11 protein-coding genes are annotated in these 11,688 nt (G+C 68.7%); 7 read left to right on the plus strand and 4 right to left on the minus strand.

Annotated features, from left to right (window positions below; all coding sequences use genetic code 11):
* Positions 1–27: 27 nt before the first annotated feature.
* The gene (locus ACLQ3J_RS19200) at positions 28–678 is read right to left on the minus strand and encodes an amino acid-binding protein (RefSeq protein WP_422425100.1); all 651 of its coding nucleotides are present in this window, start codon (positions 676–678) and stop codon (positions 28–30) included.
* 312 nt (positions 679–990) lie between these two features.
* Here ACLQ3J_RS19200 and gatC point away from each other — a divergent pair, with 312 nt between their 5' ends.
* Together gatC and gatA are read left to right on the plus strand one after the other, a co-directional pair.
* Positions 991–1,290, plus strand: a complete 300-nt coding sequence (gene gatC, locus ACLQ3J_RS19205) for an Asp-tRNA(Asn)/Glu-tRNA(Gln) amidotransferase subunit GatC (RefSeq protein WP_169619649.1) — start codon at positions 991–993, stop codon at positions 1,288–1,290.
* On the plus strand, positions 1,287–2,762 hold the full coding sequence (gatA, locus tag ACLQ3J_RS19210) for an Asp-tRNA(Asn)/Glu-tRNA(Gln) amidotransferase subunit GatA (protein ID WP_296550420.1): 1,476 nt from the start codon (positions 1,287–1,289) through the stop codon (positions 2,760–2,762). The genes gatC and gatA overlap by 4 nt, the downstream gene beginning before the upstream one ends.
* A gap of 74 nt (positions 2,763–2,836) precedes the next feature.
* On the opposite strand, the gene ACLQ3J_RS19215 is transcribed toward gatA, so the two are convergent.
* Together ACLQ3J_RS19215 and ACLQ3J_RS19220 are read right to left on the minus strand one after the other, a co-directional pair.
* Complete coding sequence (locus tag ACLQ3J_RS19215; protein WP_425904171.1) at positions 2,837–4,249, minus strand: alpha/beta-hydrolase family protein; 1,413 nt, start codon at positions 4,247–4,249, stop codon at positions 2,837–2,839.
* Positions 4,219–4,899 carry a hypothetical protein gene (locus ACLQ3J_RS19220; protein ID WP_425904172.1) on the minus strand — a complete coding sequence of 227 codons (681 nt, stop codon included), beginning with the start codon at positions 4,897–4,899 and terminating at the stop codon, positions 4,219–4,221. Before ACLQ3J_RS19220 ends, ACLQ3J_RS19215 begins: the two co-directional genes overlap by 31 nt.
* 166 nt (positions 4,900–5,065) lie before the next feature.
* Here ACLQ3J_RS19220 and ACLQ3J_RS19225 point away from each other — a divergent pair, with 166 nt between their 5' ends.
* From ACLQ3J_RS19225 to gatB, 4 genes are all read left to right on the plus strand, one after another.
* Entirely contained in the window at positions 5,066–6,214 is a 1,149-nt protein-coding gene (locus ACLQ3J_RS19225) for a sensor histidine kinase (RefSeq protein ID WP_425904238.1), read from the plus strand.
* An 11-nt stretch (positions 6,215–6,225) separates the two neighbouring features.
* Positions 6,226–6,903 carry a response regulator gene (locus tag ACLQ3J_RS19230; RefSeq protein ID WP_169619646.1) on the plus strand — a complete coding sequence of 226 codons (678 nt, stop codon included), beginning with the start codon at positions 6,226–6,228 and terminating at the stop codon, positions 6,901–6,903.
* A 68-nt stretch (positions 6,904–6,971) separates the two neighbouring features.
* Positions 6,972–8,003, plus strand: a complete 1,032-nt coding sequence (locus ACLQ3J_RS19235) for a 6-phosphofructokinase (protein ID WP_169619645.1) — start codon at positions 6,972–6,974, stop codon at positions 8,001–8,003.
* Between the two features lie 67 nt (positions 8,004–8,070).
* A complete protein-coding gene (gene gatB / locus ACLQ3J_RS19240) occupies positions 8,071–9,582 on the plus strand; it encodes an Asp-tRNA(Asn)/Glu-tRNA(Gln) amidotransferase subunit GatB (RefSeq protein WP_169619644.1) in 1,512 nt (503 codons plus the stop codon).
* 104 nt (positions 9,583–9,686) lie between these two features.
* On the opposite strand, the gene ACLQ3J_RS19245 is transcribed toward gatB, so the two are convergent.
* Positions 9,687–10,835 (minus strand): PQQ-dependent sugar dehydrogenase, encoded by a 1,149-nt coding sequence (locus ACLQ3J_RS19245; protein ID WP_169619643.1) that lies wholly within the window; start codon positions 10,833–10,835, stop codon positions 9,687–9,689.
* Between the two features lie 78 nt (positions 10,836–10,913).
* Here ACLQ3J_RS19245 and ACLQ3J_RS19250 point away from each other — a divergent pair, with 78 nt between their 5' ends.
* Positions 10,914–11,663 (plus strand): DoxX family membrane protein, encoded by a 750-nt coding sequence (locus ACLQ3J_RS19250; RefSeq protein ID WP_296550417.1) that lies wholly within the window; start codon positions 10,914–10,916, stop codon positions 11,661–11,663.
* Positions 11,664–11,688 lie beyond the last annotated feature (25 nt).

Consider the following 11,688-nt stretch of genomic DNA (forward strand, 5'->3'; position numbering starts at 1 on the left):
GAGGGGCCCGAGTAACGCTGCCGCGGGTTAGACGAGAACGGTGCCGATGATGCCCGCGAGATAGCCGATCCGGGCGATCTCCGACGGACGGAACTCCGGTCCACCGGGCCGGCCCAGCACGAGCACTCGATCGGGCGCTCCCAGCGGGGCGGCGGCCAGCATCGTGTTCATGTCGCGCCACAGGCCGGGAACCCAGTCCGCTTCGTGGTCGAGCAGCGTCGATTTCGCCAGAGGCATCCACGGAACGTCGGCCAGGTGCGTCTCGGGGGCTCCCGCGCTTCCGGCGATGCGGTAGATGCCGTGTGTACCGATTCCGAGCACCGTCGCCCATCCGACCCGCAGCACACGTGGTGCACCGTCGACGAGAACCTGGAGCCGGTCGTCCCGGGCCGCGGCGACGTGATCGATCAACTCGAGTTCCCGGTGGGTGTCCAGAATGCCCGCGTACGGCCGGATGGAATCGACCGTCACACCGTCGAGCGACTCCGCGGCGGTCAGGAGGGTGTCGGGCAGTTTGCCCGGATCGACATCGACCACGAGATCGTCGATCGCGTAGTCCGTACCGCGTTCCACGACATCGAGCGAGAGGATGTCCGCTCCGACAGAACCGAGAGCCAAGGCGAGCGCGCCGAGGCTACCGGGACGATCGGGTAGCCGGACACGCAAGAGATATGACACGTACGTCCCTTCCCAGAGGATGCCGGCGCCCCGTACGCCGGCCCGGGATCGCAGTGCACCCCGGTGGGGCACATCTTTCCACCCGCCGCACGCCGATTGTGACCGCCCATCACCGGATTCGGCGATCCTCACCCGAAAATGCCCGGTCGCGGCCATCCGATTCACAAGAACGCAACAATTCCTTTGTACGAACGAAACAGCGCGACGGCGAACGGGGCGCACGGGGGGTGATCGAACCGACTGCACGACCGTATCGGGCACGCACTACCCTGGACAGGAAGTTCAATTCCCATCGGAAAGGGGCCACCTACGGTGCCTGACATCTCCCGTGACGAGGTCGCGCACCTCGCCCGGTTGTCCCGGCTCGCGCTGACCGACGCCGAACTCGACGAGTTCTCCGGCCAGCTTGATTCGATCCTCAACCATGTCAAGGCGGTGTCGGAGGTGGCCGCGGACGATGTCGCGCCGATGGCGAACCCGAACGCCGTCACCAACGTGACACGGCCGGACGAGGTGATTCCCGGACTGTCGCCCGAGCAGGCGCTGTCGGGTGCACCCCTCGTCGAGGAAGGACGGTTCTCCGTCCCGCAGATCTTGGGGGAGGGCGAATGAGCACCGATTTGACACGGCTCGACGCCGCGACGCTCGCCTCGCGGATCCACGCCGGTGACCTGTCGTCCGTCGAGGTGACCCAGGCGCACCTGGACCGCATCGGAGCGGTCGACGGCGACTACAACGCGTTTCTGCACGTGGCCGGAGAGCAGGCGCTCGACGCTGCGCGTGAGGTCGACCGCGCCGTGGCCGCAGGCGAGACGCCGGCGTCCTCGCTCGCGGGCGTGCCGATCGCGCTGAAGGACGTGTTCACGACCACCGACATGCCGACGACGTGCGGGTCGAAGATCCTCGAGGGCTGGGTGTCGCCGTACGACGCGACGCTGACCACCAAGCTGCGGCAGGCGGGCGTCCCGATCCTCGGCAAGACGAACATGGACGAGTTCGCCATGGGCTCGTCGACCGAGAACTCCGCGTACGGCCCCACCCGCAACCCGTGGGACACCGATCGCATCCCGGGCGGATCGGGCGGCGGCTCCGCGGCCGCGCTCGCGTCCTACCAGGCGCCCCTCGCGATCGGCACGGACACCGGTGGATCCATCCGCCAGCCCGCCGCGGTGACGGCAACGGTCGGCACCAAGCCCACGTACGGCACCGTGTCCCGGTACGGACTGGTGGCGTGCGCATCGTCGCTCGACCAGGGTGGGCCGTGTGGCCGCACAGTCCTCGATACCGCCTTGCTGCACGAGGTGATCGCCGGTTACGACCCGCGCGACTCCACCTCCGTGAACGCCCCGGTGCGCCCGGTGGTGGACGCTGCCCGTCAGGGTGCATCCGGCGACCTGACCGGTCTGCGGGTGGGTGTGGTCAAGGAACTCCATTCCGACAGCTACAACCCCGGCGTGATCGCCTCGTTCGACGCGGCAGTCGAGACTCTGACCAAGCTCGGCGCCGAGGTGGTCGAGGTCTCGTGCCCGCACTTCGAGTACGCGCTCGCGTCCTACTACCTCATCCTCCCGTCCGAGGTGTCGTCCAACCTCGCCCGCTTCGACGCGATGCGTTACGGCATGCGGGTCGACGACGGCACGATGAGCGCCGATCAGGTCATGGCGGCCACCCGCGCCGCGGGCTTCGGCAAAGAAGTCAAGCGCCGCATCATGATCGGTACCTACGCTCTCTCCTCCGGCTACTACGAGGCCTACTACGGCCAGGCCTTGAAGGTGCGTCGTCTCATCGCGCAGGACTTCGACAAGGCGTACGAGCAGGTCGACGTGCTGGTCTCCCCGACGAGCCCGTTCACTCCGTGGAAGCTGGGCGAGAAGGTCGACGATCCGCTCGCGATGTACCTGTCCGATCTGTGCACGCTGCCGACGAACCTCGCCGGTCACTGCGCGATGTCGGTGCCGTCGGGCTTGTCCGCGGACGACGGGCTTCCGGTCGGCCTGCAGATCATGGCTCCGGCGATGGCAGACGAGCGCCTCTACCGCGTGGGTGCGGCATACGAGGCTGCCCGGGGCCCGATCGTGGCCTGAGCGTCCCCGCGTCACCGTCGACGACCCGCAGGCTCCCTCCCGGAGCCTGCGGGTCGTTCCGTGTCGCCGCTCGATCACGGAGTGCACTGCGCCTGATCCTGTCCGTACCGGTGACCGTGGCCGGGCGCAGCGTCGAGGGAGGTGAGCAGGTCCACGGTCGTCTGCGCGAAGGTGATCACCGGTAACCACGGCGGGACGGGGGCATCCACCCGCGCATGTGACAGGTCCGGAGGCGACCAGAGCAGCGAAGGCTGCCACCACACCACCGGATCCGAACTGTTCGCCAGGACGGTTCCTCCCGGAAGGCTCATCCCGGCGGGTGGGCCCGACAGCACCGTGTCGCACGACCCCGGTTCGGCATCGGGGAACGCGGCTGCGGCACCGGACGCGCCGAGACTCTGCCCGTACACGTGCACCTCGGGGCGGTGGGACGCCGGCATGCCGTCGACGTGGGCGCGCACGGCAGAGGTCAGTGTGCGGGCCGATTCGGCGGCTGCGTCACGATCGGTGAGGAAGGTCATCCAACTCGGGGCGTCCGAGTACTGCTGAGCGACGATCGCGACATCGGACCCCCAGCGGGCTTCGAAGCCCTCGACGGCGTGCGCGTCCACCCACCCCGACCCCGTGGGTACCGCGAGCACGAGATGCGCGCGGTCGAATCCGCCGGCGCGTTCCAGTTCCCGGACGGCCAGTGCCGCACGCTCCGGGACGTCCGGGGCGGACTCCAGACCCACGTAGGTGCGGACAGCGGATCCGGCGGAGGCGAGGGACACGAAACGCTGCCCCTCACGTCCGAGAGTGTCCCATCCGACGAGGGAATCCTTCGATCCCGCGAGCCCCGCGGCGGACGGAAGAGGCGACAGGGAAGTGGGGTCCGGGGCGCCGGGGGCAGGGGAGAGCAGTGCCGATCCGGCGGCGAACCATGTTGCGAGACAGGCTGTACCGATCGTCACCGCAATTCGTCGTCCTTGCCGGGACCGCAGGATCGTGCGTACCGCCCGTGCCGAGAAGACGAGGAGCGCGGCGACGATCGATGCCGTGACGAACACGTCGAGCCAATAACGCGGCCCGATCTGTGCCTGTCCCATCGCCTCTCGCAGCGCGTTCTGCCAGTGGTGCGCGCCGGTCCCGGCGATCACGACGGACGCGGCGGCAACGGACGCGGCGAGGTACCGCACCTCGGTCTCGCCGGATACGCGTGCCGGGCGCGGGGCGCGCATTCGCGCGATACCCGCCCGGACCGCCAGTGCCAGCACGACCACCAGTCCGGACACCAGCCCTTGCGTCGACGACGTGCGGGGAAGCAGCGACGGCGCGAGTGAAAACCAGAGTGCGACAGCGATTGTGACACTGGTACCGATCGTCGGTCCCGACGATGCCAGGACGGACCGGACGCGCCCGGCGGTGCCCGGGTGCAACGGCGGGGACCCGGCAGTGTGGTCGCGAGCGAGGATGCTCATCGGCGGGCCGCCCTTCGCACTGCCCACGCGCCCAAGACGACCGGGAGTGCGCCGAGACCTGCCACCATCAGGAACGACGCGGGGGATTCGGAGATCGGGATGCGGTAGCCCTGGCGCCAGGAGTTGAGACGCACGAAGGTCGTGGCGAGATGAGCCGCGGGCATACAGGACGGATCGCTCTGTGCTGCATCGGATTCGCACGTGGCACGCAGGTGACGTGCGAGCATCGCATCCAGCTCGCGGCGAGCGTCGGGACCCAGTTCCTGTCCGCTGTCCCGGGCGAAACGCAACATGTCGTACCCGAGATCGTGGACACGGCACGCGGCGTCGAACGAGCTGGGGAGCGGGACCGGTGACGAGCAGTCCCCGTCGGGGTCCGCGAGGACCTCTGTGGATGTGAACCCGGGCTCGGTCACCGGCGAGTAACCCATCGTGGCGGCGAAGTCCGCAGGAAACGCCGCCATCGCAGCGGCGGTGTCGTCGGTCGCGAGAGCGTGGACCGCCGCAGCGGGGGCCGTGATATCCACGGCGGCGGTGGCCGCGAGCGCGCGCGGCGCTCCGGCCGATGGGGATGGGATACCGGTGGCCGCGGAGGGCGTCGCGCCTACGCACAACGCCGCCCCTGCGCCCACAATGAGGACGGCCGCACCCCGGTGGACCAGCGATCGCAATGTCATGGCGGCGACGCTAGGAACGGAACACACCCGCACGGATCACGCGGCGGAGCGGTCCGGCACAAGCGGCCCGTACCGGAGGGTCGCCCGGATCTCACTCTCAGGTATGAGGACAGGCGAGGGGCGCAAAACCTAGCGTGAACGTGTGAAGAAGCGGGAATCGTCGGGAATGCGGTCCACGGGGCGGTTCGTCCGCCGGCACTGGGCATCGATGTGCGTCGTCGCGGTGACGCTCATTCTGTACGCCGTCGCCTGGCCCACCCTGCGCCTGACCCACGAGGTGTCGCCCCAGGTGATGCCGCTGCTGTCCGCGGCGGCGGTGTTCCCGATGCTGCTCGTCTGGGTCCGGCCGCTTCTCGGCTGGGCCCTCACCGCGGCGACGGCGCTCGTCGTCCCGGTCGTCGTCGACCGCGTCGACGGGTTCGACTACCCGTGGCAGGTCGTGCACATCATCGTGATGCTTGTGCTGGTCGCAGCGGTGAGCGTCCGTGAAGACATCCGCGTCGTCTTCGCGGTATGGCTTGCGACGGTACTGCTCTTCTTCGGATTCGTGCCGGGCAACGACGGCTGGGGCTGGGCCATCGGGATCACCGCCGTCGTCGTGTTCGGATTACTCGTGCGCTGGCTCGTGATCTCCCGTCGGCAACTCGCACACGAGGAGGAGGTCAGCGAACTCGAGCGTGCACGGCGCGCGATCCTCGAAGAGAAGGCGCACATCGCGCGCGACCTGCACGACATCGTCGCCCACCACATGTCGATGATCGTCGTGCAGGCGCAGAGCGCACCGTATCGGCTCCCTACGATGCCAGACGAGGTGCGCGCGGAATTCGACACGATCGGTGCCGCCGCTCGCGAAGCGCTCAACGATGTGCGCGGCCTCCTCGGTGTGCTCCGCAGCGACGGACAACTGCCGGAGAGCGCGCCGCAACCCGGCCTGGACCGGATCGCCGATCTGTTCGAGGCCTCACGGCGCGCCGGGATCCGGCTCGATGCCCGGACGACGGGGGTGCCGGTGGGCGTGACCGACGCCGTGGCGCTGACGATGTATCGAATCCTGCAGGAATCTCTCACCAACAGCGCACGGCACGCGCCCGGCGCGGAAGTAGCGACCTGCCTCGAGTGGGGAAAAGGAACCGTGACGATCTCGGTGACCAACGGCCCCGGAGAACCGGGTGATTCGGCACCGGACCACGGCGGCGGCACCGGCATCCGCGGGATGGCCGAACGCGCTGCGGCCGTCGGGGGAAACCTTGTCGCACACCCGCGACCCGACGGGGGATTCGAGGTGCGGGCACTGCTTCCGACGCTCGCGGCCTAGGCTGGCGGCCGATGATCGAGTTCGAGAGACCCGTCACCGTATTCATCGCCGACGACCAGGCGATGGTGCGACAAGGCTTCGGCGCGTTGCTTGCCGCGCAGCCGGACATCAGTGTTCTCGGCGACGCGCCCGACGGGCGGGCCGCCGTCACCGAGGTAGCGCGGCTGCGACCGGATGTCGTCCTCATGGATGTCCGGATGCCCGAGATGAACGGCCTCGACGCGGCCCGGCTCATCCTCTCCGACACGCGCGAACCCCGTTCACGTGTGCTGATGCTGACCACGTTCGATCTCGACGACTATGTGTACGAGGCGCTCGGGATGGGGGCGAGCGGGTTCCTGCTCAAGGACGCACCGGCCGACGAGTTGGTCCGTGCCGTGCGCGTCGTGGCGAAGGGGGAGGCACTGCTCGCGCCGACCGTCACGCGCCGACTGATCGCCGACGTCACCCGGCGTCGCCCCTCACGGCGTCGGCGTGACGACACACTCGGCGTCCTGACCCCTCGTGAACTCGAAGTCCTCGAACTGATCGCGCACGGGTTGTCGAACACCGAGATCGCCGAGCGCTTGTTCGTCGCCGAGCAGACCGTCAAAACCCACGTCGGCAAGGTTCTGGGCAAGCTTCACCTGCGCGACCGTGCGCAGGCGGTGGTGATCGCCTACGAATCGGGGCTGGTGACTCCGGGTTAGGGCTGCCCTGTCGCGGCGTAACGGGCAGGATGGCAGGGCGGAACGAAGTCCATTCGACGGAGGTATGCATGACGACGATCGGGATTCTTACGAGCGGCGGGGACTGCCCGGGCCTCAACGCTGTCATCCGCGGCGCGGTCCTGAAAGGCACGGAAGTCCACGGCCAGGAGTTCGTCGGTTTCCTCGACGGTTGGCGGGGACTCGTCGAAGGCGACGCGATTCCGTTGGATCGCAGCAGAGTTCGTGGTCTGGCCCAGCAGGGCGGCACCATTCTGGGTACCAGCCGGTTCGGCCCCTATCAGGGCCCGCAGGGCGGTGCGCAGAACATTCAGGCCACTCTCGACCGGCTCGGGGTGGACGCAGTCGTCGCCATCGGGGGTGAGGGCACGGCGGCGGCGTCGAAACGCCTGTTCGAGGACGGGATCAAGATCGTCGGTGTTCCCAAGACGATCGACAACGACCTCAGCCACACCGACTACACCTTCGGGTTCGATACCGCCGTGGAGATTGCCACCGTGGCGATCGACCGGCTGCGTACGACCGGCAATTCCCACAAACGGTGCATGGTCCTCGAGGTGATGGGCCGGCATGCAGGATGGATTGCGCTGCATTCGGGTACCGCCGGTGGCGCCCACGCCATCCTGATCCCGGAACACCCCGAGAGCCTCGAGCAGATCTGCGAATGGGTGCTCAGCGTCCGCAACCGCGGACGTGCGCCGATGGTGGTCGTCGCGGAGGGATTCAAGTTCCCGGATATGGACGAGGCGTATTCGACCAAGGGACTCGACGGGTTCGATCGCCCCCGGCTCGGCGGTATCGGCGAGGTGCTCGCGCCCCTGATCGAGGAGCGCACCGGCATCGAAACCCGCGCCACCGTGCTCGGACACATCCAGCGCGGTGGTGTTCCGACCGCGTTCGACCGGGTGCTCGCAACCCGCCTCGGTATGGCGGTGACCGATCTCGTCGCCGACGAGGAATGGGGACACATGGTCGCGCTGCACGGCACCGAGATCGCCCGGGTCGGGTTCGACGAATCGCTTGCCGACCCCAAGTTCGTGCCCGAGTCGCGCTATCAGGAAATGCGCGTTCTCTTCGGCTGAGGCCGCGCGGGGTGGCCGGGTACGAGCCCGCGCCGCCCCGTTCGGGGGGCGGTCTAAAATCAGGTGCATGACTGCCTCTGTGTCTGCCGACCTGCTCGCCTACGACGACGTGCTCGCGAAGTTCGAGCCCGTGATGGGCATGGAGGTGCACGTCGAATTGCACACCGCCACCAAGATGTTCTGCGGGTGCCCGACGGGGTTCGGCGCCGAGCCCAATACCCAGGTGTGCCCCGTGTGCCTCGGTCTCCCGGGCGCACTGCCTGTGGTGAACCAGGCGGCGGTCGAGTCGGCGATCCGGATCGGTCTGGCCCTGAACTGCTCGATCACCCCGTGGGGCCGGTTCGCGCGCAAGAACTACTTCTACCCGGATCAGCCGAAGAACTACCAGATCTCGCAGTACGACGAGCCCATCGCCACCGACGGCTACCTCGACGTGGTGCTCGACGACGGCAGCACCTGGCGCGTGGACATCGAACGCGCGCACATGGAGGAGGACACCGGCAAGTCGTTGCACGTGGGCGGCGCCACCGGCCGGATCCACGGTGCGAGCCACTCGCTGCTCGACTACAACCGTGCGGGAGTGCCCCTCGTCGAGATCGTCACCAAGCCGATCGTCGGTGCCGGAGAACGCGCGCCCGAGGTGGCACGCGCCTACGTGACCGCCCTGCGCGACCTGCTCCGCGCGCTCGACGTGTCGGATGTGCGCATGGACCAGGGATCGATGCGGTGCGACGCGAACATCTCGCTCATGCCGATCGGCGCGAAGGAGTTCGGTACCCGTACCGAGACGAAGAACGTCAACTCGCTCAAGTCGGTCGAGGTGGCCGTGCGCTACGAGATGCGCCGTCAAGCCGCAGTGCTCCTCTCCGGCGGTGAGGTGATCCAGGAAACCCGGCACTTCCAGGAGGCCGACGGCACCACATCCCCGGGTCGCCGCAAGGAAACCGCGGAGGACTACCGGTACTTCCCGGAGCCGGACCTCGAACCGGTCGCACCCGACGCCGCGTGGGTCGAAGAACTGCGCGGCACGCTCCCGGAGCTGCCGTGGTTGCGTCGGGCCCGCATCCAAGCCGAATGGGGTGTCTCGGACGAGGTGATGCGCGACCTGGTCAACGCCGGCGCCCTCGACCTGGTCATCGCCACCACCGAGGCGGGTGCGCCCGCCGACGCGGCGCGATCCTGGTGGGTGTCGTACCTGACGCAGCAGGCCAACACGCGCGGAGTCGAACTGGCCGATCTTCCGATCAGTCCGAAGCAGGTCGCGCAGGTCATTGCGCTCATCGACAGCGGCAAGCTCAACAACAAGGTCGCCCGCCAGGTCGTCGATCACGTGCTCGCGGGTGAAGGCGATCCCGAGCAGATCCTCGAGGCGCATCCCGAACTCGTCGTGGTGCGTGACGACAGCAAGCTGCAGGCTGCCGTCGACGAGGCGCTCGCCGCGAACCCGGATATCGCCGAGAAGATCCGCTCCGGCAAGGTCCAGGCCGCGGGCAAGATCGTCGGCGACGTCATGAAGGCGACACGCGGACAGGCCGACCCCGCCCGCGTCAAGGAACTCGTTATCGCTGCCTGTAGCTGACGTCCTGCTGAACACCACCGCGGCCGAGCCCGTTCCGGGCCGGCCGCGGTGGTGTCTGCACGAACGTTTCCCGGACCGCAGTCTCTGCCCGGGCGGGCCGGACCTCAGTCGAAGCCGCCGCCGCCCGCGGGGAACTGGATGCGCACGACGCGGTCGTCGTTCGGTCCGGGTTCACCGCCGGACTTGTTGACCGTCGAGATCCAGAGCAGACCGTCCGGGGACGACGCCGCCCCGCGAAGCAGGCCGTAGCGATCCTGAACGGTGAGGACCGGCGCGGCGGTGACCGCACCCGATCCCGGATCGATCGCCACCACGGCGACCGCTTTCCCGCCGGTCAGCGCTACCGCGATACCGTCCGGCGACGCGGCGCATCCCGCCACGCCGGGCCGCTCGGGCCAAGTCCATGCCGGGCCCGCACCGACGGAGCCGTCCGCGCCGATGCGCTGGAGACGATCTTCGAGTTCGGTCCGGTCCGTCACCCACAGATTGCCGCCCGGGTCGCGGCACACGTCACCGGCCGTGCCGATGCCCGAGAGCACCACGGTGGGCACCGGTGCGGTGCCCGGCGCCGGAAGCGGAAACTCGAGCAGTTTCCCGGCCAGAGAAGCGGGATCGGTTGCCGCGGAGCCGTTTCCCGCATTTCCGGTGAGGACGACCATCTCCGTGGGGGACGTGAATTCGATGGCGCCACCGTTTCCCGTCGCGCCGCGGGGTATGCCGGTCAGCACATCCTTCGGGGTGTCGCCGGCCGCGACCCGCACGACCCGGTTGTCGGTGGGGGTGGTGATGTAGGCGTAGAGCAACCGGTCTTCGTCGAAGGTGGGGGACAGCGCCACATCGAGCAGGCCGCCGTCACCCGAAGCGTCGACGGGGACGGTGGCGATTTCCACGGGCTCGGTGTCGGGCGCGACCTGGAGGATTCGTCCGGTCCGTCGTTCCGTCACGAGTGCGGCACCACCGCCGGGCAGGGTCACCAGCCCGCCGGTCGTGTCGAGACAGGTCGCGACCACTGCCGGATCGGGGTCTTCACACGGTCCCGGGGGCACGGCGGAGGCGTTCGGCGTCGTCGTGGTCGTCGTGGGGTCCTGCGGCCCGAAACCGGGGCCGGAATCGAAGGTCGGTTCGGGGGTGAACGGTGTCGATGCCGCATCGTCGAACCTCGCGCAGGACGACAGCGCGAGAACCCCGACGGCCAGTGCCACCGCCGCCGTGCGAACACCGCGCGAACCTGTCGACTGCCTGCCCCACGTCATAGCGCAAACGTTACCGGCACGCCGCGTGTCGCCTCCGGATGCCGGGTGCTCGGGCGCCCGGAGTCCTACCCTGGTGGCGTGACCGACAAGGAAACCGGCCGATCGCCGGAAACAGGATCGAGTCCTTTCGACGAGCCGACACTCCAGATGCGGCGCACTCGTGCCTCCCGGCTGGAGTCCGAGGACGACCTCGACCTCGACGGATCGTCGTTCGGTAGCGGTGCCCACGCGGCGCCCACCGAGCAGATGTACCGGCCCGGCACCGCCGGTGGCTACGTGGCGGATCCCGCGTCCACGACCGTCGAGCAGCATCCGGTCAAGGTTCGACGCGGCACCCTCGATCTCGGGTTGCTGATTCTGCGACTCGCGGTCGGTGGAACCCTGATCGCCCACGGCCTGCAGAAACTGGTCGGGTTGTGGGGCGGGCCCGGACTCGACGGTTTCGAGGAACTGCTGCGCGAGGCCGGATATCAGCAGCCCCGGGTGCTTGCGATCGTCGGCGCGGTCGGCGAGACGGCGGCCGGTGCGCTGCTCGTGCTCGGTCTGCTGACACCTCTTGCCGCGGCGGCGGTGGTCGCGATCATGATCAACGCCGTGTTGTTCAAGCACGACCTCGAGCCGGGCGTGCAGTACTTCGCGTCCGACCGCTCCGGCTTCGAGTACGAGGTTCTCCTCGCCGCAGCGGCGGTGGCGCTCACGCTCACCGGTCCCGGCAGGATCGCGGCCGACGGCCCGCGCAAGTGGGCGACACGTCCCTTCCTCGGATCGTTCGTCGCGTTGCTGCTCGGCGTCGCGGCGGGTGTCTGTCTGTGGCTGTTCGGCCGCTGAGACCACGGAAAACGGCGGGGGCCGC

Origin of the sequence: Rhodococcus sp. DT1 (assembly GCF_049844875.1) — a bacterium.
Taxonomy (GTDB): domain Bacteria; phylum Actinomycetota; class Actinomycetes; order Mycobacteriales; family Mycobacteriaceae; genus Rhodococcus.